23 protein-coding genes are annotated in these 25,847 nt (G+C 46.1%); 9 read left to right on the top strand and 14 right to left on the bottom strand.

Translation table 11 applies throughout. The annotated features are described in order from the left end of the window. The first annotated feature begins 213 nt into the window (after nt 1–213). From rpmH to gloA, 8 genes are all read left to right on the top strand, one after another. Complete coding sequence (rpmH, locus tag B2337_RS06495) at nt 214–348, top strand: 50S ribosomal protein L34 (protein WP_036311011.1); 135 nt, start codon at nt 214–216, stop codon at nt 346–348. A gap of 49 nt (nt 349–397) precedes the next feature. After that, complete coding sequence (rnpA, locus tag B2337_RS06490) at nt 398–730, top strand: ribonuclease P protein component (RefSeq protein ID WP_292361320.1); 333 nt, start codon at nt 398–400, stop codon at nt 728–730. Then, entirely contained in the window at nt 715–951 is a 237-nt protein-coding gene (gene yidD / locus B2337_RS06485) for a membrane protein insertion efficiency factor YidD (RefSeq protein ID WP_292361319.1), read from the top strand. Before rnpA ends, yidD begins: the two co-directional genes overlap by 16 nt. Next, complete coding sequence (gene yidC, locus B2337_RS06480; protein WP_292361318.1) at nt 944–2,587, top strand: membrane protein insertase YidC; 1,644 nt, start codon at nt 944–946, stop codon at nt 2,585–2,587. Before yidD ends, yidC begins: the two co-directional genes overlap by 8 nt. Before the next feature lie 58 nt (nt 2,588–2,645). Further along, nucleotides 2,646–4,004, top strand: a complete 1,359-nt coding sequence (gene mnmE, locus B2337_RS06475; protein WP_292414640.1) for a tRNA uridine-5-carboxymethylaminomethyl(34) synthesis GTPase MnmE — start codon at nt 2,646–2,648, stop codon at nt 4,002–4,004. A gap of 5 nt (nt 4,005–4,009) precedes the next feature. After that, entirely contained in the window at nt 4,010–4,639 is a 630-nt protein-coding gene (locus B2337_RS06470) for a methyltransferase (protein ID WP_292414641.1), read from the top strand. Between the two features lie 118 nt (nt 4,640–4,757). Then, nucleotides 4,758–5,711, top strand: a complete 954-nt coding sequence (corA, locus tag B2337_RS06465; protein ID WP_292361315.1) for a magnesium/cobalt transporter CorA — start codon at nt 4,758–4,760, stop codon at nt 5,709–5,711. 22 nt (nt 5,712–5,733) lie between these two features. Next, nucleotides 5,734–6,288, top strand: coding sequence for a lactoylglutathione lyase (gene gloA / locus B2337_RS06460; protein ID WP_292414642.1), 555 nt, complete (start codon nt 5,734–5,736; stop codon nt 6,286–6,288). Here the strand turns inward: gloA and B2337_RS06455 are convergent. Next, on the bottom strand, nt 6,242–7,648 hold the full coding sequence (locus B2337_RS06455) for a sensor domain-containing diguanylate cyclase (protein WP_292414643.1): 1,407 nt from the start codon (nt 7,646–7,648) through the stop codon (nt 6,242–6,244). The genes gloA and B2337_RS06455 overlap by 47 nt on opposite strands. A gap of 80 nt (nt 7,649–7,728) precedes the next feature. After that, nucleotides 7,729–8,646, bottom strand: coding sequence for a LysR family transcriptional regulator (locus B2337_RS06450; RefSeq protein WP_292414644.1), 918 nt, complete (start codon nt 8,644–8,646; stop codon nt 7,729–7,731). A gap of 369 nt (nt 8,647–9,015) precedes the next feature. Here B2337_RS06450 and B2337_RS06445 point away from each other — a divergent pair, with 369 nt between their 5' ends. Further along, nucleotides 9,016–10,056, top strand: coding sequence for a porin (locus B2337_RS06445; protein WP_292361311.1), 1,041 nt, complete (start codon nt 9,016–9,018; stop codon nt 10,054–10,056). A 48-nt stretch (nt 10,057–10,104) separates the two neighbouring features. Here the strand turns inward: B2337_RS06445 and B2337_RS06440 are convergent, their stop codons facing one another. The 12 genes from B2337_RS06440 to B2337_RS06385 all read right to left on the bottom strand — a co-directional run bounded on the left by B2337_RS06440 (nt 10,105) and on the right by B2337_RS06385 (nt 25,840). After that, the gene (locus B2337_RS06440; protein WP_292361310.1) at nt 10,105–12,162 is read right to left on the bottom strand and encodes a BCCT family transporter; all 2,058 of its coding nucleotides are present in this window, start codon (nt 12,160–12,162) and stop codon (nt 10,105–10,107) included. A gap of 194 nt (nt 12,163–12,356) precedes the next feature. Next, entirely contained in the window at nt 12,357–12,536 is a 180-nt protein-coding gene (locus B2337_RS06435; RefSeq protein WP_226070887.1) for a PLDc N-terminal domain-containing protein, read from the bottom strand. Nucleotides 12,537–12,616: 80 nt separating this feature from the next. Then, a complete protein-coding gene (locus tag B2337_RS06430; RefSeq protein WP_292414645.1) occupies nt 12,617–14,059 on the bottom strand; it encodes an efflux transporter outer membrane subunit in 1,443 nt (480 codons plus the stop codon). After that, nucleotides 14,056–17,202, bottom strand: a complete 3,147-nt coding sequence (locus B2337_RS06425) for an efflux RND transporter permease subunit (protein WP_292414647.1) — start codon at nt 17,200–17,202, stop codon at nt 14,056–14,058. Before B2337_RS06425 ends, B2337_RS06430 begins: the two co-directional genes overlap by 4 nt. Nucleotide 17,203: 1 nt before the next feature. Next, nucleotides 17,204–18,382, bottom strand: coding sequence for an efflux RND transporter periplasmic adaptor subunit (locus B2337_RS06420; protein ID WP_292414649.1), 1,179 nt, complete (start codon nt 18,380–18,382; stop codon nt 17,204–17,206). Between the two features lie 3 nt (nt 18,383–18,385). Further along, a complete protein-coding gene (locus tag B2337_RS06415) occupies nt 18,386–19,012 on the bottom strand; it encodes a TetR/AcrR family transcriptional regulator (protein ID WP_292361306.1) in 627 nt (208 codons plus the stop codon). A 173-nt stretch (nt 19,013–19,185) separates the two neighbouring features. Beyond that, on the bottom strand, nt 19,186–20,445 hold the full coding sequence (locus B2337_RS06410) for a DUF2254 domain-containing protein (protein WP_292361305.1): 1,260 nt from the start codon (nt 20,443–20,445) through the stop codon (nt 19,186–19,188). A gap of 118 nt (nt 20,446–20,563) precedes the next feature. Continuing rightward, on the bottom strand, nt 20,564–20,908 hold the full coding sequence (gene erpA / locus B2337_RS06405) for an iron-sulfur cluster insertion protein ErpA (RefSeq protein WP_069294759.1): 345 nt from the start codon (nt 20,906–20,908) through the stop codon (nt 20,564–20,566). A gap of 65 nt (nt 20,909–20,973) precedes the next feature. Then, entirely contained in the window at nt 20,974–21,411 is a 438-nt protein-coding gene (locus tag B2337_RS06400) for a bactofilin family protein (protein ID WP_292361304.1), read from the bottom strand. A gap of 8 nt (nt 21,412–21,419) precedes the next feature. Next, a complete protein-coding gene (locus tag B2337_RS06395) occupies nt 21,420–22,049 on the bottom strand; it encodes a DUF6776 family protein (RefSeq protein ID WP_292361303.1) in 630 nt (209 codons plus the stop codon). A 74-nt stretch (nt 22,050–22,123) separates the two neighbouring features. Further along, complete coding sequence (argC, locus tag B2337_RS06390; RefSeq protein ID WP_292361302.1) at nt 22,124–23,152, bottom strand: N-acetyl-gamma-glutamyl-phosphate reductase; 1,029 nt, start codon at nt 23,150–23,152, stop codon at nt 22,124–22,126. Between the two features lie 54 nt (nt 23,153–23,206). Then, nucleotides 23,207–25,840, bottom strand: coding sequence for a class I adenylate cyclase (locus B2337_RS06385; protein ID WP_292414650.1), 2,634 nt, complete (start codon nt 25,838–25,840; stop codon nt 23,207–23,209). Between the last annotated feature and the right edge of the window lie 7 nt (nt 25,841–25,847).

Here is a 25,847-nt window from a genome sequence, read left to right as displayed (position 1 = left end):
CAATTTAGGTGATAGTATAGCGTGTCAGGCAGGGCATCTAAAGTTATCTGCATGCGGGATGTTTGGCAAGTAAATAATATCGCCTGGCAGGATGAATGCGGTTTGACTTGTTATGCTCACAAACTCTATAATCCCATGTCTTTTGCCCCGGCTGTTTCCGTTCGAGAGACGCTTACCGGCTGCAAAACCATTGATATTCCTGGAGTTGGTAAAATGAAAAGAACTTTTCAGCCTAGTAATCTGAAGCGCAAGCGTACTCACGGTTTCCGCGCACGTATGAAAACTGTTGGTGGTCGTCGTGTTATTAACGCCCGCAGAGCCAAAGGCCGCGCAAAACTTTCTGTTTAATTCTCTCTGTTCGCAGAGGGTGCATGACTTGGCCACTTTCAGCCGAGCCATGAAAATGAATAGCCCGGGAGATTTTACCCGGGTTTTTCGTCAGGGAAAGCGCACCGGTGGCGGTGGCCTGACGATCCTGAGCGCTGAAAACTCAGTTGGGCATCCCCGACTGGGACTGGCCATCGCAAAGAAGCATCTTAAGCTGGCCAGTCAACGTAACCGGGTAAAGCGGATCATCCGGGAGTCTTTCCGGCAGCATCAATCTGCTTTAGCTAATATCGATATTGTGGTGTTATCACGACCTGACATAAGTCAACGGGATTCATCGCAGTTATGGGCAGCATTGGAGCGACATTGGTTAACCGTGGTGGCACAATGGCAAACATCCTAATCGCTTTTGTTCGCGCGTATCGCTTTTTATTAAGCCCGTTCATGGGCATGCACTGCCGTTTCCAACCTTCTTGCTCCCAATACATGATTGAAGCCATTCAGACCCATGGCTCACTGCGTGGCGTGTGGCTCGGTTTACGCCGACTTTCACGCTGTCATCCCTGGCACGCCGGTGGCGTGGATCCTGTTCCTGAATTAAAGATAAAAAAACACAATGGATAACCTCAGAACTCTGTTTATTTTTGGCCTGTTAATTGTTTCTCTGTTGTTGTGGGAAGCCTGGCAAAATGACTATGTGCGTCCTCAGCAAGTTGCCACGCAATCGAATGCTGCTGAGCCATCTACTGCCGCAGACCAACAGGATGACTTACCTGAATTGCCTGCCGCGGTTTCTGCTGATGGCCTGCCTGCATTACCAGATAGTGATCCAGCCACGGCAAGTTCGACCAATCAGGTCAGGGTGAAAACTGATGTGATTGACGCGATGATTGATTTGCGTGGTGCGGACATACGCAAGCTGGCGTTGCTGAAATATCCTGTGGACGTAAATTTGCCGGATCAACCTGTGCAGTTCTTGAACGATGGTCGCAATAAATTCTTTGTCACCCAGTCCGGCTTACGTGCTGAAGGTCCTGCGCCAACGCATTACGAAAACTATACTGCAGAACAGAATGAATACACCTTATCGGATAATGCCGACAGTTTAAGCATTCCTTTACGTTGGGAATCGGATAATGGTCTGACAGTGATCAAGACTTATACTTTCAATCGTGACAGTTATCTGGTGAATGTCACTTATCAGATTGAAAACCGCACTGGTGAACGTTTTGCAGCATATCCTTACGCCCAATTTAATCGTAATGAAGCTGAGGACGATAGTTTCCTAATCTATACCTATACGGGTGCAGTGTTTTCCAGTGAAGGCAATGAATATGAAAAAGTTGATTTCGGGGATCTGAAAAAAAATGATTTTCGCCGTGATGTAAACGGTGGCTGGGCAGCGATGATCCAGCATTATTTTGTAGCAGCAATTATTCCTGAGAGCAAACCTCTGGAAATCAGCTTATATGGTAAATCGCTCAATAACACCAACTACACAGCAGGTATTCGTTTCCCCGTTGTGGTTGCCGAAGATGGCGAACAGGCTCAAACCGCTTACCAAATTTATCTGGGACCAAAAGAACACAAACGTTTAGAACAGATTGCTGAAAATCTGGATCTGACCGTTGATTATGGCATTCTGACCATTATCTCCAAGCCATTATTTATTGTCATGGAGTGGTTACATAAATTAACAGGCAACTGGGGCTGGTCCATCGTCTTGCTGACCATTCTGATTAAGCTGGCATTTTATAAATTGTCAGCAGCCAGTTATCGTTCTATGGCCTCGATGCGTAAATTGACGCCTAAGCTGGCCAGCCTGAAAGAGCGCTACGGTGATGACAAGCAGAAATTCAATCAGGCGATGATGGATCTGTATCGCACCGAGAAAATTAATCCTCTGGGTGGTTGTTTGCCGATCCTGGTGCAGATGCCAGTGTTTTTAGCGTTCTATTGGGTATTGGTAGAAAGTATTGAGTTACGTCAGGCAGACTTTATTTTCTGGTTGAACGATTTAACGGCGATTGATCCTTACTTTGTATTGCCGGTTTTATTTGGTCTGACCATGTGGTTCCAGCAAAAACTCAATCCTACGCCACAGGATCCGGCACAGGCGATGATGATGAAAGTATTCCCCATCGTATTTACCGTTTTCTTTGCCTTCTTTCCATCAGGCCTGGTGTTGTACTGGCTGGTCAACAATCTTCTTTCGATTGCCCAGCAATGGTATATCACTCGTAAAATGGGTGCGTTATAGACCTATCGTAGCTCAATACAGGCTGCGTTGTTTACGGCTAAAGTAAACACAATTCATTATGACTGAAATCTTCACCGATACTATCGTAGCCATAGCCACCGCGCCGGGCCGCGGTGGTGTTGGTGTAGTGCGTTTATCCGGACCGGATAGTGCTCAGATTGCCGAGCAAATCTGCGGCAAATTGACTCAGCCTCGCTTTGCTAAGTTTGCCCCTTTCCGTGCCGCTGATAAAGAGATTATCGATAGTGGTATTGCGCTGTATTTTGCTGCGCCAGCCTCTTTTACTGGTGAAGATGTGGTGGAGTTGCAAGGGCATGGCAGTCCACTGGTTATGGATCGGCTTTGTAAACGTGCGATTGAGCTGGGTGCCCGTATGGCACGTCCCGGCGAATTTTCCGAGCGGGCATTTCTCAATGGCAAGATGGATCTGGCACAGGCCGAAGCGGTAGCCGATTTAATCGAAAGCTCTACTGAACAAGCTGCCCGTAGTGCGATGAGATCCTTGCAGGGCGAGTTTTCCAACAAAGTAAATGCTTTCCTGCAGGAGCTGACTTATTTAAGGATGTTTGTCGAAGCCTCTATTGATTTTGCTGATGAAGAAATTGATTTTCTTGGCGAAGCCCAGGTGGATAAACAACTGCAGCAATTGCTTACCACTTTGGCGGGTATTCAAGGTAGCGCCCGACAAGGACGGCTATTGCGTGAAGGCATCAGCGTGGTTCTGGCTGGTCAGCCTAATGCCGGTAAATCCAGTTTGCATAATCGGCTGGCAGGTCATGATGCCGCTATCGTCACGGAGGTCGCGGGGACTACCCGTGATGTATTACGTGAGCAGATTCATATAGGTGGATTGCCGCTACGAATATCAGATACTGCCGGCCTGCATGATGCTACCGATGATATTGTTGAGCTGGAAGGCATTCGCCGCACGCAAAACGAATTGTTACAAGCCGATCATATTCTGCTTTTGATAGATGATAGGTTGGGTATGACCGAGCAGGATGAAAAAATCCTCTCTGCATTACCGGCAGAAAAATCCATAACCTTGATTCGTAATAAGATCGATCAAAGCGGCCATGTTGCTGAAATAACGAATGAAAACGACATGTCAGTGATCTATCTGTCAGCCAAAAATGGCGAAGGCATGGAATTATTGGTCCAGCACCTGTGTGAAGTCGTCGGTTTCCATCCTGAAGAAGAGGGGGTGTTTATGGCGCGTCGTCGACATCTGGATGCTTTGCAACGTGCGCAGCAAGCGATTGAAAGTGGTTATAACTGTCTTACCGGGATGGGCGCAGGTGAATTACTGGCTGAAGAGTTACGACTTGCACAGACAGCGCTGGGCGAAATTACCGGTACTTTCACTAACGAAGACCTGCTGGATCATATCTTTTCCAGCTTTTGTATCGGAAAGTAATTTTTATGAGTGCCGAGTTTCCATATCAGGACACTCAAATCAGCGCTTTACATGAAGTCCGACATCAACAAATCCTCAAATTAGTTCAACAAAGTGGTGTCAGGCAAGTTCTGGATTTAGGTTGTGGTTCAGGTAATTTTCTATGGCAATTGCTCAATGAAACTCAAATTGAGCAAGCTATTGGCGTTGAACAATCCGGTTTATCTTTAATGCAGGCCCGTGAAAAACTTGCGGTTTATCTCGACGCAACTCCTTGCCGGCTCACATTAATTAACGGTTCTTACGCCGATCCTCATCCAGAACTGTCTGGCTTTCCGTTGGCAGTGATGATTGAAACCATTGAACATGTTGCGCCGAAGCATTTATCTCAAGTTGAAAAAAATGTTTTTGCGGTGATGTGTCCAAAGCAGATCATCCTCACTACGCCGAATAGTGAGTACAATCCTTTATACGGTCTGAATCCGGGCGAGTTCAGGGACCCGGATCATCAGTTTGAGTGGACACGGCATAAATTTCAACAATGGGCCAGAGGCGTGGCTGCCCGTCATAATTATGAAATACATTTTTCAGGAATTGGGGAGGCAGATCTGCAATTAGGTTCACCCACCCAGATGGCAGTATTTCAGCAGCTTTGAAATTCATCTGTCATGGAATTGCCACGCAAATACCATAGCCTTTCGGCATAACGTGGTCAGTGCGTTACAATATTTCCACCATTCTTTATATGCGAAATCTAATCATTCAGGAGCCAGCATGCTGCGTCTATACAAAATTGCTCATGGCTTAATTAAGGAAATCAAAGTTGAAGGCGAGGTGTCGGGGCATCACTTAAAAGAAGCCGACTGGATTGATGCGTTAGAGCCTGATGATGATGAACGCGCATTACTTGCTACCTTATTCAGTGATGAAGTGCCAGATGTTGATGATGTCGAGGAAATCGAAGCATCAGCTCGCTGTTTTACCGATCAGGATGGACTGCATGTGCATTCATTGTTTCTCGGTTATTCAGAAGGACGGCATCACACGGTATCCGTGGCATTCATTCTGCAACAAGATCGGTTAATAGCCATTCGTGATGGAGAATTAAGTGATTTCCGTTTATTACGAATGCGTGCTCGCCGCGGTCAGGTGAGTTGTGAAACGCCCACGGATTTACTGATTACCTTGCTGGAACAGAAAGTCGAGAATCATGCCGATAATCTCGAAGATATCCATCGCCAGTTAGAGCGGGTCAGTCATCTGGTCCTGGAAGATGAAAGTGCCGATTTGGAGGATGCCATCAGTCAGCTGGCTCGTCTGGAAGACAGTAACGGAAAGATACGCTTGTGTCTGATGGACACTCAACGTGATATTTCGTTTTTACTGCGCCATCTACGTGAGCCGGGATCTTCCCGGGAAACCCTGTATGAGATATTGCGGGATTTGGAAACACTGATGTCACATACGACTTTCCTCTTCGATAAGATAAACTTCCTGATGGATTCCACTCAGGGTTTTATCAATATCCAGCAGGCTCAGATCATCAAAACGTTCTCGATAGCCGCCGTCGTATTCCTGCCACCGACCTTGATTGCCAGTATTTACGGGATGAATTTTAAATATATGCCGGAACTGGACTGGAGCTTTGGCTATCCATTTGCTATTGGTTTAATGGTGGCGGCAGGTATGGCACCTTATCTATACTTTAAACGTAAAGGCTGGTTATAAAAATTCATTAAAGGAGTGATTCATGAGTCGACATTTTGATAAAGCAGAGGGTTTGAGTGAACAGCATGACCCGGCGACACATGACTATGTGTTCAACCAGACCATGTTTCGTATCAAGGATCCAAAACGAACATTGAAGTTTTATTCTGAAGTAATGGGCATGACATTAATCAAGCGCTTTGATTTTCCGGAAATGCAGTTCACCCTGTATTTCATGGCAGCTATATCACCTGAACAACGTCAAGACTGGTCTGATGACAATAATGAGCGAATCAAGCAAACCTTTGCCCGTCCAGCCATGCTGGAGTTAACCCATAACTGGGGTGACGAAGACAAAGATGAGGTTGCTTATCATAACGGTAATAGTGAACCACGGGGCTTTGGTCATATCGGTTTTGCCGTACCGGATATTGATGCCGCCTGTGAACGTTTTGAGGCGTTCGGTGTACCGTTTGTAAAACGACCTGATGACGGCAAAATGAAAGGAATTGCTTTTATTCAGGATCCGGATGGCTATTGGATAGAAATTTTCACCCCTGATCGTCAGCCGACTTTGCTGAAAGATCATCTTGGTTAGGTTCTTCTTGTTTAGTGGAGCCGACTCCGAGTGGAGGACTGGCATATACCTGTACTCGGTCTGGCATTTTTTTGGCTTCGTACATTGCCTCATCAGCGTAACGGACTAGTTGCATGGCGTTACTACCATGCAGTGGGTATAAGGCAATGCCAATACTGACGCCGATATGCAGAATCTTGCCATCAACCTCATAGGGGATGCTCAGACATTCACAGATTTTTTCTGCTGTTTGCTGGGCATTCGCCAGATGATGAACATTTTGTAACAGCACGACAAATTCATCACCGCCAATGCGTCCGACCACATCTGCGCCACGCAGGCATTGGCGTATACGATTCGCCACCTGTTGCAATAATAAATCGCCAATGGCATGTCCATGCTGATCATTGACCGGTTTGAAATTATCTAAATCCAGAAATAAGACGGCTACGACTTGTTCTTCACGCTGGCTTAAGACGATGGCCTGATTCAAATGCTCGGTAAAACTGGCGCGGTTTGGCAAACCGGTTAATGTATCGTGATGCGCCATATGTGACATGCGCTGCATCAGCAGTTTATGTTCAGTGATATCCCGGGCAATACCGGTGTATGAGTCAACGATGTCATTTTTATCAAATAACGGTGCTGCATTACTGCGATGCCAGCACCAGTGACCATGTAAATGTCTGATTCGGTATTCGATGCCACTGTGTTTTTGACGGCTGTGCCGTACCTGTTGTAAAAAACTATGACAGGCAGGCACATCATCAGGATGCACAAAGTGCTCGAAATGCCTGCCAATCACTTCATTGAGCGGATGGCCCAGAATCTCTGTCCAGTTGGGCGAGGCATAGGTCAGTATGCCGTCCAGAGATAACGAATAAATGATGTCATTGGCATTTTCAACAAAGGCTCGAAATTTATTCTCACTTTTGTTCAAAGCGGCTTCGTAGTTTTTGCGTTGGGTAATGTCATTGCCGTAGCCGGTCCAGATAATAGTGCCATCAGTTTCACGTATCGGTGTGTCGTAGGCTTCAATCCAGATGGTTTCACCCCCTTTAACAAGCATTCGGAATTCACTGTGCCATGCGCTGCCCGTTTCAGCGCATTCAATGCTTTCATTAATAACACGCTGATAATCATCTGGATGAATCATTTTTAGTAACAAGTTGGCATCTTCAGCAACCTGTTGCTGGGTTACACCAAACAATTGTTCCAGTCTGGAACTGGTATAAGTGTATTGAAATTGACCGTCAGGTGTTCGACAAAGCTGGTAAATAAAACCAGGCAGGTAAGGTGAAACGGCGTGTAAATGTCTAAGCAACTCGCTGTGGGTCAGAGAGGAAGGTGTCTGCTGGCCGTTGTTTGAAGATTGCGTCATGCTTGATAACACCATTTGTTTTTTATTCAATAATAGGCCGATGCATGTATGGCTTCAAGCATTTAAATGACTTGGAAAGGTCAGTTACTCCATGCTGCAGGAAGATTATTTTTTAAATGATCAATAAATATTCGGGTGCGTCGAGACAAATGACCGTAGGGATACATTAACCAGATTGGCAGACTGGGGCCATTCCATTCGGCCAGACAGCGTTGCAATTTGATTGAATGCTTATTCAAAGCTGTTTCAACCAACCAGTCGGGATAAAACCCCAAGCCCTTTTCACGAGCGATCGCATCAGCCTGTATCACAAATTGATCCGCGGAAAGACGTGATGGTCTTGCAGCTAATTTAAATGTGCTTCCCTGAGTATGGTTTAATATGATTTCATCCATTGATTGAGACAGTGTATCAATCCATTCATGCTCAGATAGCTGGCGCGGATGACTGATTTTTTCAGCTTGTTGTAAATATTCCGGGCTGGCATAGATACCTTGAGAGAGTTGACCGAGAAACTCATGTCGTAAACCACTTTCAGAGATTTCCCCCAACCATAAGGTGACCGATTCTCCATCGGTTGCAAGGGGCAAACTAAAACCTGTACGCATTTTAAGCTGTAATTTAGGGTGCTCAGCCATTAATGATTCCACTTTATCGCTAAGCCAGCTGCAACTGAACGCGTTGTGAAATGTAAAATTGAGTTCTCCGCTCACCTCCATCTGCAGAGCATCCAGTGCGAGCTGACTTTGTTGTGCGAGAGCGATAAATTGCTGGCAATAACCGGCAAATATCTGACCTGCCTGAGTGGGGATAAGGCGGTTTGATTCCCGGCGTAGTAATTTTTGACCTATCCGTTCTTCAAGTTGAGAGATACGTCTGCTTAATGTTGATTTTGGAATACCCAGTTGCTCTGCGGTAAACGTTAAACTGCCGGATCGGGTGATCTCAACAAAGGCGTTAACGGCTCTCATATCTGGCAAAACTATCCGGTTTTTCATAATCGCTCTGTTCAGGTTTTTGCAACGGCATGTTGATCAATAAGCTCTTTTAAATGCAAATAATTAACAATATCATTTGCATTAAGTGATAAGCATTGTAATGAATTAACTGGATTTCCACCATCATTGAAATGTGTCGAAATTTTTAGTGGGTTTAGCTTAAACAAAGCTGGGTTAAGAAAGGATTAATACTGTGAATTAACAGCCAAAAGCTATTCAATGTTTCCCTATTTATAGTTTGTTTGCCCTTTCCCGGTGTCGCTGCAAAGCACACCGGGTTTTTTTTGCCTGAATTCAAGGGATATTTTCTGCTTGTCGTTTGCCAGATATAAGTCTAGTCGCCAGACTGTAAGGACAAAGGAGTGAGCGATGAGATTATTCACAAATATATTATGGCTTAACATTGTGGCCACTTTTGGGGCACAGGCCGATGAACCCGCTTTCAATTATAACTTTTACAGTTCAATCAGAATGCAGGCGGAAGCGGTGAGCCCGGATAATCAGCAAGCAATGTCTGCTTATCGTGGTATTCGTGATGCCTATTCAAGGGTTGGTTTTAATGCGGCGTATGAGTTTTCTGAAGATACATCGGTTTTTACCCAGCTGGAACTGCCTTTTGATAGCGCTAACTTTCGGTTTCGTGATTCGTATGACCAGGGAGAGGTTGGCCGCAATAAGGCTGAAAATATCCGGGTCGGTCTGATTGGCCTGACCAGCAGTGTCGGCACAGTAACCGCAGGTCAGCAGTGGATGCCTTACTATAATGCCATTACATTTCCAGTAGATCAGTTCAGCAGCTTTTACAGTGGCTTTGCGACTTATACGACTTTTCGGGTGAAAGAGACGCTGGCCTATCAAAGTCCACTGTGGAACGGTTTTGGATTTGGGGGTTCCTACTCAACACGTCACGGTAATATCCGTTCACCTTCAAGGATTGATGATCGACGAATCCAGGCTGTTGTCAGTTATCAGCTGGGGGAAACCCGTCTGGCCATTGGGATGGATGACCGTGGGAATGCCAGTGGCTTTAAAGACCGGTTATATGGTGTGACGTTGTCTCATGCAAAAGGACAATGGTCTATGGCAATTAAATATGAAATCACCGATACGGATAATCCAGACAGTTTTTATGGTGATAAAGCACAGGCAATAAATCTCTATAGCGCTTATCATCACGGTAAAAATACTTATAAAGTCATGCTTGCCAATGTTGAAGCTTATGGTGAATCCGTGATTCATCTTGGTATAGATCATCGAATCAATCAGGATTTACGTGTGTTTGCCGAATTTTATCAGGAGCAGGAAACCGCCGCGATGACTGCCAAACAGGCTGGGCTGGAAGGTTTTGATGCTGAGATCAGTGGTGGCAAATTGTTTCTGGTGGGATTCCGTTATGATCTGAATATGTAAAAACTCACTCCAGCTGAAGCCAGAGTGAGTTATGTTTACCTAAGCAGATTATTTTAACCGTTCATCATTCAGCTCACCCTGCTCATTAAGCATGTCATCATGCTCCTGCATTTTCCAGGGCAGGATCCCCGGAGAGATGTGAATAAAATGCAGGTATTTTTCAAACTGATTCAGAATGTCATCAATGACCTCCTGCTGATCACAGTTGAAGATATCGTAGGCAGCACCGCCTCGGCGCATGAATATTTCCGCTCGGTAATAGCGTTTATCACCGTCCTCGTTGCTTGCCATTTGCGGATAGGCAAATGTCGGCATGGCATAACCCCGCATCCGGATCTCATAAATAAAATCGAGTTCTTCATCACGCACAACCTCAATATAGGCACGGTGCTGAGTATCATCAAAAAATACACTTACAGGCCAACCTTTGTCACGTAAAACCGTTTCAACATTTTGCATCGCCGGATAAGCTGTGTTTTTAATAAAATCAGCGACCTGTTGATAATCCGGATAGTGAATTAACCCGGCCAGACGCTTTTTCCAGTTGCCCGGTTTATGCTGCGAACTATGCATGTAGGCGGACAGGCTTGCTTCACGATGACCCTCAATGGACAGTGCCCGCCACATACCAATTGCCGCCAGCACCATAATGATGGCAAATGGCAAGGCGCTGGTAATACTCATGGTCTGTAAGGCACTTAAGCCCCCGGCGATTAACAAAGCAGCGGCAACCAGTCCCTCTAACGTTGCCCAGAATACACGTTGCCAGACCGGTGTGTTACTGGCGCCACCAGAGGCTAAAGAATCGATAACCAATGAACCCGAGTCAGAAGAAGTGACAAAGAAGGTCATAATCAAAATGACGGTAATAAAGGACACGATTGAGGTCAGAGGTAAACGCTCGTATAGCTTGAATAGTGCAATGGCTGTGTCATTCTGCACTTCGGTAATCAGGGCGGTGTATCCCTGATTCATGATCATGTTCAGAGCTGTATCACCAAAAATCGAGAACCAGATAAAAGTGAAAATGGTTGGCACCAGTAACACCCCGAATACAAACTGGCGAATGGTTCGGCCACGGCTTATTTTGGCAATAAATAATCCGACAAAGGGCGCCCAGGCAATAGTCCAGCCAAAGATGAAAAGGGTCCAGTTTCCAATCCAGTCACTGCGAGTATAGGCCTGCAGATTAAAAGTCCGTTCAACAATATTGTTAAGATAACTGCCGGTGTTCTGCAGAAAAGTCTCCAGAATCACAATGCTTGGTCCAGCGATAAAGACAAACAGCATTAGTGCCAGAGCCAACACCATATTAACGATAGAAAGACGTTTAACACCTTTATCCAGTCCAGCTACTACAGACAGAATTGCCAGCATGGTAATCCCGGCTATGGTGACCACCTGTACAAAGGTACTGACCGGTATGCTGGGCCATAAATAGTTCATGCCGGCGTTTATCTGGGCAACCGAAAGCCCGAGGGTGGTGGCAATACCAAATAAGGTGCCGAGAATGGCAATGACATCAACAGTATGGCCAATGGGACCATAAATTCGTTCCCCAATCAGTGGATAAAGTGCGGAGCGCATAGACAAAGGCAGTCCATGGCGAAAAGCGAAATACGCTAATACCAGACCGGTCAGGCCATAAATGGCCCAGATATGAAAACCCCAGTGAAAAAAGGCGATTTGCATTGCCTGTTTGGCCGCATCAACGGTTTCAGGCGCGCCTTGAGGAGGTGAGGCATAATGCAGCACCGGTTCTGCCACACCAAAAAATAATAATGCTATGCCGTAACCCGCAGAAAACAACATGGCAAACCAGGCCGGAAAACTGTATTGCGGCTCGGCATGATCAGGGCCTAATTTGGTTTTCCCCCAACTTGAAATCGCCACCGTCACAATAAATACCAGAAAGAAAGCGACCGCCAGCATATAAAACCAGCCGAATGTTTTGGTCAGATAATTGAGTGTCGTAGCAAAGGCTTCACCGGCTAACTCCGGATTACTGATAGTCCCGATGACCAGCAATAAGGCGATAACAACGGCGGGTACAAAAACGGGTACTAATATGGTGGATGGAATTTTCGATGACTTGCTTTGCTGCATGATCAAGCTCCCTTTTTGGACTCCGAAGAATCACATAAGTCATGCAATATTATGTGCTTTATGGCCGTTATGGTCTCTGACTGACAATGCAAAATGTTCAGAAAATATTACATTATCGGCATATTGCATGCCGTATAGATAGTACAGAAAATCACCACACAAACTGATTTTGGTTTGTGTGGTGAGATAACTGTCTAGCCTTTAGGTCCGAGAAAGAACCAGATGATCAGGCCGACTACCGGGAAGAACAATAATATTAAAATCCATAACACTTTTGCTAACGTACCGGCACCACTTTTGGCCACTTTAAGAATAGCCCAAATGATGATGATCAGCCAAATAAGACCTAAAAGGCCGCCAACTTCAACACCCATTTTGTTGCTCCTTTGCTAGTGTGATATCAAGTAACTCTCCTCTAGCATAAACGATAAGCATGGTATTGAACCAACTCTTTTCAGGGCGTTGCCGGTTCAATCACCTCACCGGAGTAGGCTTTCAAGCCGCCGCCCAATGCCTTGTACAGTGTTAATTGATTTCGTAAACGCGCCAGTTGAGTATCAATTTGGGCTAATTGGGCATCAATATGACTGCGCTGCGCATCCAGAACTTCCAGATAGCTGTCTACACCGGCGTCATAACGGATTTCAGCTAACTGCAGGCTGCGACCAGTGGCTTTGGTCAAATCCTGTTGTGCATTAAGTTGCGCATCAAGCGTTTGCCTTGCCTGCATTTCATCCAGCACTTCTTTGAATGCCTGCTGGATCGTTTCCTGATAACGCGCGATATTAATATCTTTTTGCAGTTCGGCTACATCCAGGTTGGCATCGTTAACTCCCCAATCAAGCAGCGGTAGTGATAATTGTGGTGAAATTTGCCAGAGCCGACTTCCTGAGTTAGTTAAATCAGAAGGTGTTGAGCCGCCAAGACCAATAGCCGCCGCCAGACTGATTCGTGGGAAGAAAGCGGCTCTTGCAGCACCAATGTTGGCATTGGCGGCTTTGAGTTGATGTTCCGCCTGCATCACATCAGGTCTTGACAGTAATACTTCGGAAGATAAATTCACCGGTAAGTCCTGTAATGTATGTACATCTTCTCCCCATTTAGCCGTCCATTGCTGGCGGTCCAATGTTTGACCGACTAATAATTCCAGTGCGGTAAAGTTCTGATTGGCCTGTTGCTGGTAGCGTGATTCGGCAATTCGGGCTTCATGCAAAGCTGTTTCCGCCTGCCTTAATGCAAGTTCCGAGGCCAGGCCTGATTCAAATCGTTTGTTAATCAGCTCATAACTTTCTTCCCGGGCTTCGCGGGTTGAGCGTGAGAACTCCAGCTGGGCAATGGTTGCCTGCCAGCTGAACCAGGCATCAGCCACTTCAGAAACCAATGTCAATTGAATGCTTTTACGACTGGCTTCACTGGCAAGAAACTGTTCCAGGGCGGCTTGCTGTAAACTGTCAATCCGGCCAAAAAAGTCTATTTCCCAGGCCGAGATTCCGACACCAATTTGGTATTCTTCATAAATACCACCACCGCCAATAGCCTGGCTGCCGGAGCTAACACCTTCAGGTACTCGTTGACGTGTGGCACTGGCAGTGCCATCAACCGCTGGCAACCGTTCGGCACGTTGAATTTTGTACTGCGCCCGAAGCTGCTCAACCTGGAAAATGGTGGCGCGTAAATTACGATTATTTTCCAGAGACAATGCAATTAATTGTTGTAGCTGTTTGTCCTGATAAAACTCCTGCCAGCCTGTATCAGCAGCCAAAGAAGCATTGACAATCGATTCACTGCTTTCCAGCATCACTGGATTGGCTGGACGTTGATAATCAGGAATCATCGAGCAGGCACCCAGCGCAGCCGATAGTGTTATTACAGAAATCAGTTTCAATTTGGCATTCATGCCGATTCTCCTTGAGAAACCTGCTGTTTGGCAGGTGTTTTACCGGTTATCTTGCTGGCTAATGTAAAAACCAGCACAAAAAACATTGGGACAAAGAATATGGCCAGTCCTGTAGCGGTTACCATGCCGCCAAACACCCCGGTGCCGATGGCATTCTGGCTGGCAGAACCTGCACCGGTGCTGAGCATTAATGGCGTAACTCCCAGCATGAAGGTTAACGCGGTCATGGCGATGGGGCGTAACCTCATACGTACCGCTTCCAGCGTAGCATCCACTAATGACATGCCGTCTTCGTATAAGGTTTTAGCGAACTCAACAATCAGAATGGCGTTACGGGAGGACAGGCCTATCGTCGTTAACAGGCCAACCTGGAAATACACGTCATTGGACAGGCCGCGGCCTATGGCAAACAACACAGCGCCGATTATTCCCAGAGGCACAACCAGCATGACAGAGAAGGGGACTGTCCAGCTTTCATACAATGCAGCAAGGCATAAAAATACCACCAGTATGGAAATGCCATACAGCATCGGAGCCTGATTACCGGATTGTTTTTCCTGAAGGGAAATACCTGTCCATTCATAACCGATGCCATCAGGAAGTTGATTTATGATCTCTTCCACTGCCAGCATGGCATCACCGGAGCTGACGCCAGGAGCGCCTTCCCCCTGAATATTGCGAGACGAAACACCGTTGTAACGCTCAAGTCTTGGCGAACCATCGATCCAGCGTCCGCTGGTGACGGCTGATAAAGGTACCATTTCACCGGCATTATTACGTACATACCAGTTCCCCACATCTTCAGGCATCATCCTGAAGGGGGCATCACCTTGAATATAAACCTTTTTGACGCGTTGGTTGTCAATAAAATCATTGACATATCTGGGGGCCCACACACTACTGAAAGTGCGGTTAATTTCAGCCAAAGACACCCCGAAAGCGGCAGCCTTTTCATGATCGATATCGATCTTGAATTGAGGAGTATCTTCCTGACCATTTGGCCGCACGCCCATCAAGCGACTGTCCTGTGCAGCCATACCCAGAAATTGATTGCGGGCATTCATTAACGCATCATGGCCCACGCCACCGATGTCTTTTAATTGCAGGTTAAAGCCACTCGCGGTGCCAAGTTCAATAATAGGAGGTGGAACAAACGGAAACGCCATTGCATCCTTAATCTGGCTGAAAAAACCCATTGCCCGACCAGCGACCTGTTGTACATGCTGATCATCACGTGGTCGTTCATCCCAGTCTTTCATATTCACAAACGCGATACCATTATTTTGGCCCCGCCCGGCAAAGCTGAAGCCGATGACGGAAAATACAGAATCCACATTTTCTGCCTCTTCATCCAAGAAGTAATCTTCAATCTGATTCATCACTTCAATGGATCGTTCTTTGGAAGCATTCGCCGGCAAGGTCATTTGATTGAATAAAATACCTTGATCTTCATCCGGCAGGAATGCGCCTGGCAACTTGGTAAACAGAAAAGCCAGCAATCCGACTATGATTAAGTACAACAGTGCATAGCGACCCATTCTGGTCAGAATATGTCGCACACTGCTCTGATACCCGTTACTCATTCTGTCGAAGCCACGGTTAAACCAGCCGAAAAATCCCCGCTTTTGATAATGGGCCGGATCCACAGGTTTTAATAGGGTGGCACATAGTGCTGGAGTCAGCGTTAAAGCAACCAATACCGATAACGCCATTGCTGATACGACAGTAATGGAGAATTGCCGGTAGATAACCCCGGTGGACCCTCCAAAGAAAGCCATTGGAATAAATACGGCCGAGACCACCAGGGCGATACCTACCAGTGCGCCAGTGATCTGTCCCATCGACTTACGCGTGGCCTCTCTTGGTGACAGGCCATCTTCATGCATGACACGCTCAACGTTTTCGACCACAACAATGGCATCATCCACCAGCAGACCAATCGCCAGTACCATACCGAACATGGTTAAGGTGTTTATTGAAAAGCCAAAGGCATAGAGAATGCCGAAAGTACCCAATAGCACTACTGGTACCGCAATAGTCGGTATCAGGGTGGCGCGCAGGTTCTGTAAAAAGAGATACATCACCAGAAACACCAGAATAATGGCTTCAACCAGTGTGGTGACAACGCTTTGAATCGATAATTTTACAAACGGCGTGGTGTCATACGGATACACTGTTTTCAATCCCTGGGGAAAGAAAGGTTCCAGTTCTGCCAGGCGGTCCCGAACCCCTTGTGCTGTATCCAGGGCATTGGCCCCTGAAGCCAGTGTTACCGCTAAGCCGGTAGCGGTCTGGCGGTTGTATTCGGTTTCAAACTGGTAGTTTTCACCACCCAGTTCAATCCGCGCAATATCCGCCATGCGGATCTGTGAGCCATCCTCATTGACGCGTAACAGGATATTGCCAAATTGTTCCGGGGTTTCAAGTTGAGTCTGGACGATCAGACTGGCACTGATTTGCTGGCCGGGAATGGCCGGAGCGCCGCCTAATTCACCTGCAGCGATCTGTACATTTTGTGCCTGAATGGCACTCACTACATCATCACTGGTTAAACTGTAATGCGCCATACTGTCTGCATTCAGCCAGATCCGCATCGCGTACTGTGAACCGAAAATCTGAATCTGGCCAACACCATTAACCCGGCTAAGTGGCTCCTGGATAGTACCGCCAACAAAGTCAGCAATATCATATTTATCCATCTGACCGTTGGATGAGACAAAGCCCACCACCATCATAAAGCCAAGGCCGGCCTTGTTTACCCGAATACCTTGTTCCTGAACAATGGTAGGCAATAACGGCATGGCTGCCTGTAATTTGTTCTGCACCTGTACCTGAGCAATGTCAGGATCAGTACCTGGCTCAAAAGTGATAGTTATCTCACCGACACCACTGGAGTCACTGGTTGATGACATGTAGAGCATATTGTCCAGCCCGGTCATATTCTGCTCAATGACCTGAGTGACTGTATTTTCCAGAGTCTGTGCCGCGGCACCGGGATATTGCACCCGAATATTAATTGAGGGTGGTGCAACTTCCGGATATTGTGAAACCGGTAATTCGAAAATTGCCAGTAAACCAGCAAACATAATCAGAATGGATATAACCCAGGCAAAGACCGGGTGGTCAATAAAATACCTTGCCATGTTAAGACTCCGTCCTGCTATTCATCGGGACTTGCTCTTCGTTATTATCAATTTCCACCGGTGCTTCAGGTGCTATCTTCTGCAGACCACTGACTATTAATCGATCACCGGCTGATAGTCCCTCATCAACCAGCCAGTATTGCCCGACTTCACGGCGTATTTGCAACTGACGAGGTTCGGCCTGATTATTGTCATTAACGATCATTGCTGATGCGTTACCTTCCCGATCAAATGTCACACCGCGTTGGGGCACCAGTAAAGCGTTATCTATCGAAGCTTCCTCCATTTCTGCCCGCACAAACATGCCCGGCAACAATAAACCTTCAGGGTTTGGGAACAAGGCACGTATAACGATACTGCCGGTTGATTCCTGTACATTAACTTCAGAAAACTGCAGTTCACCACGATGCGCATATTTACTGCCATCTTCTAATGTCAGCATGACTGTAGGTGCTGCAGCATCATCGATTTTTTTGTCAATCAATTGCCTCCGCAGACTAAGCAGTCTTTTTGAAGGCTGTGCAATATCGACATAGATTGGATCTATTTGCACGATGGTAGCCAACAGGTCAGCTTGTTGTGCGGTCACCAATGCTCCTTCGGTGACATTAGAGCGTCCAATCCGACCATTGATGGGAGCATTGACTTTGGTATAGCGAAGATTGATCTGTGCCGTTTCAATATTGGCTTTTGCTACTGAAACTTCAGCTTGTGATTGCAGGAAAGCAGCTAATGCATCGTCATAATCCTGCTGGCTGATTGCTTTATTGTCGATTAATCCTTTAAAACGTTGTTCACGCGCTTTGGTCGATTGCAGGTTCGCTTCAGCTCGAGCCAGTTCTGCACGGGCCATCTGTAATGCGGCCTCAAACGGTGCGGCATCAATTTGATAAAGCTGCTGACCGGCTTCTACATCAGCCCCCTCATCAAACAGACGTTTTTCAATAATGCCATTTACCTGAGGACGCACTTCTGCCTGACGGAACGCTACTGTTCGTGCTGGCAGCTCAGTTGTTAAGGTAATCGGCTGCTTAATCAGAGTAACTACATTAACCGGGGTTGCAGATGCACCATTCTCGGTGTCTTCAGCATTATTTTGTTCAGATTGACAGGCCGCCAGACCGAAAACCAACAAACTACTTAAAATGAACTGTTTAACAGATAGCTTAAAGCGTGGCATGTATTACTCCTGAGTAGATTGTCCTTCTGTACCAGTTGCCTGAGAAGGCGAGCAGGCAATGGCATCCCAGCTGGCATCAATAATGTGTGTTAGTTGCTCGCTGTCAACTTTAATGACGTCTAACAGATGCTGACGAGCAAGAAACAGATAAGGTTCAAAACTTAAACTGATCAAAATATCGTCAGATAACTTTTTAATCTGATGCGTATTACGTCCTTGTTCAAAAAGTGCTTTGAGGGGTTGAAGTCCATCCCATGCATGGCTGCGCTGGCTTCGTAAAATATCCGGTGGCAAGTGATCAAACTGTGCTTTGCTATGGGTAATGCAGGGGTTTTCAATACAAAAGTGCCAAAGATTGCAGCACATGCGGCGGTATTGTTGTTTGAGTGGCAGTTGCGGGTCATGACCATCAAGTGTTGCTTTGATGAAGTCATCAATGATCTGGGTTTTCAACTCGCGAATAAGATCGTCACGATCTTTGAAATAAAGATAAATCGTACCAGTTGCAACACCTGCCTCTTCGGCTAGCTGTTTTATGGAAAAGCCGTGAAAACCATAACTGGCGAGTAGCTTTAATGTGGCACAGAAAATGGCTTCGCGTTTATCTGCAGAGGGGGCAGCAGGTGACATAGATAACTTTTTATGAATGAACGTTCATTCATAATATACATGCACTACGTTAAGGTAAAGTTAAAAAAAACAAAAAATTATATTTAATGTTCAGATCTCGTTGAGCTTTAAGAGCCGCCAGCTATATGTTGACGACTGTTCAACAGACTTGAATAAAGATGAGATGTAAGAGCTTATTTTATCAGTCGATTGTAGATGGGCTGTAAAAGCTGCTTATCGGAATCCAGGACTAATGCGTGTTCTGCACGCTGTTTGATAAGTTTTAGATGACGCGAAACCTCTGTTCCGAAAATGGCAGGTGAGTTATCGGCGAGTGCTTCCAGTGCTTTCTGTAACCTGAGTTGAACTTCGATCATGCTGGCGCCATCACGGCCAATGGGCATAAAAATATCATCAAACAAATCGCTGAGACTCAGTTCCGGTATCCAGACATTTGGATAGAGCAGTTTGTCCTCACTCTCATCAATTTTATAGTCTTTCCAATGAATCAGAATGCGAATGGCCCGGTTAAGAATATCTATTGCAGTACCGGGATCATTGACTGCAGGTGAGAGTGCCCGGGAAGCTATTTCGGCTAAGACCATTAGCCCAAAACGGGGATCCTGAGAAAAAGACCGTTCATTGCCTAAGGTAATTGATGCGGTTATTGCCGACTTGGCTTCTTCAGAAAATTGACCTTTAAACCAGGCTTTGGGTTTTGCTGGATGAACAAATTCACCCGGAAGCACCAGTACACCAATTTCAGCATTATGATATTTAGCACATTGCTGGAGAGCCCCGACATCAATATGCCTTACATAACCAATAATATCGCAAAAAATCGCTGTTGCATCATCTGGAATTTCATCTTTGTTTTCCAGTCTGCGTCCGCCTAATGTGGGATGTTCAACTCGTTGCCTGATGGTATCCAACGCCGATTTTTCTACTCTATCAGAAGTTTCTCCAAGACGACCTAATTGCGACAAATGTTCTATCCAGCGCAACATGGTCACGACAATCAGGATAATGATGCCAATCGTGACGATAAACAAAATCAGTCTGCCATTGTCATCGTAAACATCTGTGCTTAAGGCGATAATGCCGACCAGACTGAAAAGAAAAGAGCCAATGAAGGTTGCCAGTACATTTTGTGTTGTCGTATCTTGTTGAACCAGTTTAGTCGCTCGAGGTGTCGCACCATTACTGGCTGCAGAATAAGCTGCCACCATGACGCTGAGGGAAAAGGTGGTGACCGCCAACATGCTGGAGGCAAGAATGTTCAGGATCTGACCAACAGCATCAGCACCGATATTAAGTGGCAGGGGAGTATTGATAATACTCTGGGCAGGAATGGCGATCAGTGCTGTAACAACAGCAAGCAAAGCAAATAAAGCGGCGCGAATCCATAAGGTTCGGGTCAATTGAGACAGTAACCATTGCCACTTGGATATCATCTGAGGGCTTCCTTGTATCCTTGCGAATTAAATTTCGCCAACCAATTTGCGGGCAATAAAAAACCGCTGTATTGCATGGCAATATAGCGGTTTAATGAGTTCTGTGGAAAGCGAATAATTATGGTGAGAACGATGATCCGCAACCACAAGTGGTAGTGGCATTTGGATTACGAATCACAAATTGTGAACCTTCAACGCCATCGGTGTAATCAATTTCGGCACCTACCAGATATTGATAGCTGGCTGGGTCTATCAGTAAAGTCACACCGGACTTTTCAACTTCGGTATCACCTTCACTGACTTCTTCTTCAAATGTAAAGCCGTATTGAAATCCGGAGCAACCACCACCCGTAATAAATACGCGCAGTTTAAGTTGGTCATTGCCTTCTTCTGCAATGAGTTCACTGACTTTTGCCGCAGCCGAATCGGTGAACAGAACTGGACTTGGCATTTCACTAGTCATGTTTTACTCCGTTTAATTCGAGGGATGTTTAGTTATTATCCAATTCTGACTAAATTAGTCAAGAATTATGAGTTTTGTTCAAGATTTAAATTGGCATCGGTTTGCGAATGTTCAAGATTTAAATTGGATTCTTCTGCTTCGCCAACATGAATCAATTGACCATTAACTTCGCTGCCCACAGCGACTTCTAAAAGTTTATAAAAAACGTTGCCGTTTATCCGTGCTTTTGCCGCCAGCTCAATATGCTCAGCAGCATAAATATTACCTTTGACATCACCATTGATAAGTTGAAATGGCACCCGAACTTCACCTTCTATGCGGCCTTTTTCACTGAGCGTCAATAATGCGGCTTCACCTTCATCAGCAGTAATATTGCCGGTAATAACGCCATCTATTCGTAAACCGCCACTAAAGTGAATATCACCTTTAATATGGGTATTTTCACCGATCAATGTTTCAATGCGAGCGGCTTTACGGTGTTTCGATTTTTTGCTGTTGAACATGAATTACCTCATTGCCCGACGGGCGTATCTGTTTGCCAATCAAAGTTACGTGAAATTAATACTTTGTCTTTCTGGCGCAAACTGACGCTGATTTGCTCCGGAACAGAAATTTCACTTAGATTGAAAACACCTTCAATAACCTGAACATGACGCAGATTCAGCGGGTGTTCGGTAACGTTAAGATCGATGGTTTTGGCTTCTTCGCCTTCACCCTCAGAATTTTGCAGTTTGATCATGACTTCACCGGTGATCGGCTCGCTGATATTTTTGCCTTGGGTTATCACCAGACGATAGCGTAATTGTTCTGGATTTTCTGCCTCCGGTCGTAACTGCAAATCCCGGATTTGCAGTTCACTGGTGCTGTTTCCTTGCGTAATGTTCTGATAAAAAAGCAGTTCTTTGTCGAGGTCGATGACTTTCTTTTGCAACTGTTCAAGTCGATTCTGCAACTGTTGGACAGTTGCCTGATGCATGGCCTGGACTTGTTGCTGATTTTGCTGTGACTCGGATTGCTGCATAAGCTGATTTTTCATAGCGGCAACCTGTTCGGTCAGATGTTTATTGTGTTCAATCAGACGCGCCTTTTCGCCACTGTCATGATTAAACCAATACCATTGAATCAGTCCGGTGATAATCACTGATAAAACAATCCACAATATGAGCCGCCAAGGGCGCTTTGGTTGAATAACATAGCTATCCAATGGCGAAGTCATCAGGGGAGAGTCGCAATAAGATTGATGCCAGCGCGCTCATCAAGATCGAACATGATATTCATATTTTGTATCGCCTGCCCTGATGCACCTTTAACCAGATTATCAATAACTGATAACACCACAACTGTATCAGCATTCTCAGGTTGATGAACGGCAATTCGACAAACATTGGCACCGCGGACACTTCTGGTTTCGGGATGCGAGCCGGCCGGCATCACATCAACAAAAGGTTCATCAGCAAAACGCTGTTCAAACAGGCTTTGCAGGTCAGTTGCTTTAAGCAGTTGACTGTACAGTGTGGCATGAATACCGCGAATCATCGGCGTCAGATGGGGCACAAAAGTCAGTCCCACTGCTGAACCATTCATCTGTTCGAGACCTTGGCGAATTTCCGGTAAGTGACGATGTCCGGCTACCGCATAGGCCTTCATGTTTTCACTGGCTTCTGTCAGTAAAGTGCCGATACTGGCTTTACGTCCGGCACCACTGGTGCCGGATTTGGCATCAGCAATCAAGTGCTGAGGATCAATCAGTCCCATCTCGAGTAAGGGCATATAGCCTAACTGCACAGCCGTTGGGTAACAGCCGGCAACAGCCACTAACTGTGCCTCACGAATTTTTTCACGGTTTAGTTCGGGTAGGCCATATACCGCTAATTCAGCTAAATGTGGACAAGTATGCGCCGTGTCGTACCACTTTTCCCATAAAGCAATATCTTTCAGACGAAAATCAGCTGACAGATCAATCACCCTTACACCGCGTTCAATTAAGGCGGGCACACTGGCCATGGCTACTGTATGCGGTGTCGCAAAAAACACTACATCACAGGCGGCCAGGGCATCGTCATCAGGAACAGTAAAACACAGGTCAACATGTCCACGCAGATTGGGATACAGGTCACTCACTGGCATACCTGCTTCGCTGCGCGAGGTGATCACCTCCAGGGAAACGTGCGGATGAACCGCTAATAACCGGAGTAATTCAACACCGGTGTAACCAGTGCCGCCGACAATACCTACTTTAATCATACCTATTCTTTATTATTGGTCAGACGCCACATCATAAAAGAGCTGTAGCGAAATCTAAAGCGTTACCGTATTAAACTGCTGCTCAAGTTCGTATTTTCGATTCAGAAAAAACAAACTGGAATAAGCTGCCTTAGGAACAAACTGTAACTTATCGATAAAATAAAAAGCCGGTTTGCGACCCTGATGCTGTTGAAATAACTCAGCCAGAATTTGACTTAACTGCGGATCACCGAGATCGGTTTTCACCGTATGTGAATTCAAACCCAGTGCCAGTTGGGCACCGGTAATTTGCCAGATAACCGAAAAGCTTGCTGAGTCAGGGCGGTTGGGTTTAATCGCATTTATCTGCCAGCGCTGTTGTTGTCTCAGTAGTTGATAGCATTCGCAATGCATAGTCGAATCCCCGAGGCTGTTGAGGATAAATAATTTCAATTGAGCGAGTAGCTGAGATTCCGTTAATGCCGGATAGGTAAATTGCTGTATACGTCCCAGTTCATCAACAACATAGACTTCTGTGTTCTCTGTCTGACGATAGGCAAATAAACTTACCGTTTGCTGCTGCTGATACTGTAATAGGGAATTGAGCAGATTATCCGAATCCAGATAGCTGTCCACACGGCTTGGCAGATACTGTTTTTGTTCTTCAGCAAGCGCCTGGCTAAGTTTTTTTTCTGCTGCAAATTGCTTTATTAGCATGTGTCCGTCATGCCATTGCAGTTGAGAAAGACGATCCCCCAGCATCAGCAGATAACGACCTTGCTGAGGATAATACTGATAATGCGTTAATACCGCTTCAAACAAACGCTGCAAACGCATATTAATGGCCTGACCAAAAAAACCGGTGGCACACCAGACGGAAATATGGCTGCTCAATTGTGTTGCCGGCGGCCAGCTCAGCACTTGACGGAGAGTTTCAACCACTGCGTTTTGACTATCGAACCGATAATGATGCCACTGCCCCCAGCTACTATAAATCACCAGATCGAGGCTGTGCACCAGATTTTGTCTGCTCGAGGTATAACTTAGAGGGTCATTATTCAGACTGGCCATTTGCACTGCGCCAGCTTGCTGGAAATCTCCGCCGGGTGGTTGCAAATTGGCAAACAGCATCAATTTCTCGGCTTTTGCCTGCTGCAGTAATAATTCACTGCTAATTTCATGCTGAAATGAGGGTAAAGCCGATTTTAATAAGGTCTGGGTCAATTCCAATACCAGATTAATCGATATCTGGTGTTTCTGATCCGCTACTTTTAACCAGCTTCGCGTGGTAAGTATATGGTTACGCACTGCCCAGACCAGTAAACATACCAGGGAGGAATGTTGTTTCAGCCCGACCTGCTTGGCATCGTTGAGAGGAATGGTGCTGAGCTTCCACTCTGTTTGTTCACTAAACCGGTAAAGAAAAAGCTGATCCGGACCCTCAGTCGTTTGCAAAGCCATTGGCAGCTGTTCGATAACCGAATCATGGTTATTTGCAGCCAGGCTCATTAACTGTTGCAGCTCATTGAGCTCGGTCACATTGCTTACCGAATGTTGGCTGGCAAATAACTGCAAAGCAGAAAAAACCTTTTCTAATGTCCGGGAAAGATCCAGCCACCACTGGTGACGCTGCGGGTAGCTCCATCCAGTGCGGCTGTCTTCATTTTTGAGTGTCTCGGCTGACCAGTTCCAATCTGTTTGAAGCCGCAACAGGCTATGACGTCGCCAGGCAAACTGGGGATGCTTTACCTGCTGGGATAAACGCTCCGAGCAGAGTGCGTAATAAGATTGCCTGGCCCGATGCTGGTCGTTTGTTGCAGCAAATTGTTCTATCGCAGCAAGTTTCAGGCTGGCGGGTTCCACCAGCATACTGTCTGTTTCCCCTTGCTCAACCTTTTGTTTATAGCGTTCAGATAAATGGATAATATTTGGAAACAGTGCTAACTGGTGTTGAACAAACACTAAATCCAGCAGGGCAGTAATATCGCCTTGAATGCTTTTCTTGAGCGCCTGGCAGGCTTCATTAAACAGGTCTTCTGCCTTGCTGGACTGATCAAAACCAAAGTCCATTAGACTGATTTGAGTTAATCCGCGTTGTGAGAGCAGCCGTTCAGCAACTTGAGGGTAGGATAGTTGCTCTTCGGTGGTGATTAACCACCAGAGCGGTGCGCTGCCAGCAATACAAAGGCCTTGTAGATAAAACTGTTCCCGTTCAGAACCGGAAAGTGCATCGGTACGGCATTGTGTTTCATCCAGTAAGCGATATCGCAAATAAATACCCAGGCTGGCTGCCCACTGGACAATTGATTCAGCCTTGCTTTGCAGGATAGTCAAATGTTCAGGTTTTAACGTGGCGTGATGCACTAACCATAAATCAAAGCTTGCCGGTTCCGGGTAACGGATTTGCCCTGTGGGATTAAGCAGATAAAGCCCACGTAATGCATAGCGGCGTAATGCTCTTCGGCGATGACTGAAGTTGCGATTAAGACTGATAGCACTGTTCAGTGCTTCATTATCGGGCTGATAATCCATAATGCCTGCCGGGCAGTCATCACTGACATAGCCCGGCAGCAGTTTATGGTTAATATGAAATAACAGTGGCAGCAGACGAAAAAATAACGCCTGTTTGTGGGGGGCAAGCTCTGTTAAACGACTGACTCTGGCGCGGTTATGTGCCTGAAATACACGTAGAGCCTGAGCGCGATCCACAAGTCAC

The sequence above is a fragment of the Methylophaga sp. UBA3192 genome, from assembly GCA_002363955.1.
Classification (GTDB): domain Bacteria; phylum Pseudomonadota; class Gammaproteobacteria; order Nitrosococcales; family Methylophagaceae; genus Methylophaga.
The sequence above is the reverse complement of the archived record's forward strand: the minus strand, read 5'-3'. Positions and strand labels throughout refer to the sequence as shown.

Coding starts and splice junctions, on each gene's coding strand:
- mnmE (WP_292414640.1), top strand. CDS start 2,646: ATGACTGAAATCTTCACCGATACTATCGTAGCCATAGCCACCGCGCCG.
- B2337_RS06470 (WP_292414641.1), top strand. CDS start 4,010: ATGAGTGCCGAGTTTCCATATCAGGACACTCAAATCAGCGCTTTACAT.
- B2337_RS06445 (WP_292361311.1), top strand. CDS start 9,016: ATGAGATTATTCACAAATATATTATGGCTTAACATTGTGGCCACTTTT.
- B2337_RS06430 (WP_292414645.1), bottom strand. CDS start 14,059: ATGAATGCCAAATTGAAACTGATTTCTGTAATAACACTATCGGCTGCG.
- B2337_RS06435 (WP_226070887.1), bottom strand. CDS start 12,536: ATGGGTGTTGAAGTTGGCGGCCTTTTAGGTCTTATTTGGCTGATCATC.
- B2337_RS06425 (WP_292414647.1), bottom strand. CDS start 17,202: ATGGCAAGGTATTTTATTGACCACCCGGTCTTTGCCTGGGTTATATCC.
- yidD (WP_292361319.1), top strand. CDS start 715: ATGGCAAACATCCTAATCGCTTTTGTTCGCGCGTATCGCTTTTTATTA.
- B2337_RS06420 (WP_292414649.1), bottom strand. CDS start 18,382: ATGCCACGCTTTAAGCTATCTGTTAAACAGTTCATTTTAAGTAGTTTG.
- B2337_RS06410 (WP_292361305.1), bottom strand. CDS start 20,445: ATGATATCCAAGTGGCAATGGTTACTGTCTCAATTGACCCGAACCTTA.
- rnpA (WP_292361320.1), top strand. CDS start 398: ATGAAAATGAATAGCCCGGGAGATTTTACCCGGGTTTTTCGTCAGGGA.
- rpmH (WP_036311011.1), top strand. CDS start 214: ATGAAAAGAACTTTTCAGCCTAGTAATCTGAAGCGCAAGCGTACTCAC.
- B2337_RS06450 (WP_292414644.1), bottom strand. CDS start 8,646: ATGAAAAACCGGATAGTTTTGCCAGATATGAGAGCCGTTAACGCCTTT.
- B2337_RS06455 (WP_292414643.1), bottom strand. CDS start 7,648: ATGACGCAATCTTCAAACAACGGCCAGCAGACACCTTCCTCTCTGACC.
- gloA (WP_292414642.1), top strand. CDS start 5,734: ATGAGTCGACATTTTGATAAAGCAGAGGGTTTGAGTGAACAGCATGAC.
- corA (WP_292361315.1), top strand. CDS start 4,758: ATGCTGCGTCTATACAAAATTGCTCATGGCTTAATTAAGGAAATCAAA.
- B2337_RS06440 (WP_292361310.1), bottom strand. CDS start 12,162: ATGCAGCAAAGCAAGTCATCGAAAATTCCATCCACCATATTAGTACCC.
- yidC (WP_292361318.1), top strand. CDS start 944: ATGGATAACCTCAGAACTCTGTTTATTTTTGGCCTGTTAATTGTTTCT.
- B2337_RS06415 (WP_292361306.1), bottom strand. CDS start 19,012: ATGTCACCTGCTGCCCCCTCTGCAGATAAACGCGAAGCCATTTTCTGT.
- argC (WP_292361302.1), bottom strand. CDS start 23,152: ATGATTAAAGTAGGTATTGTCGGCGGCACTGGTTACACCGGTGTTGAA.
- erpA (WP_069294759.1), bottom strand. CDS start 20,908: ATGACTAGTGAAATGCCAAGTCCAGTTCTGTTCACCGATTCGGCTGCG.
- B2337_RS06400 (WP_292361304.1), bottom strand. CDS start 21,411: ATGTTCAACAGCAAAAAATCGAAACACCGTAAAGCCGCTCGCATTGAA.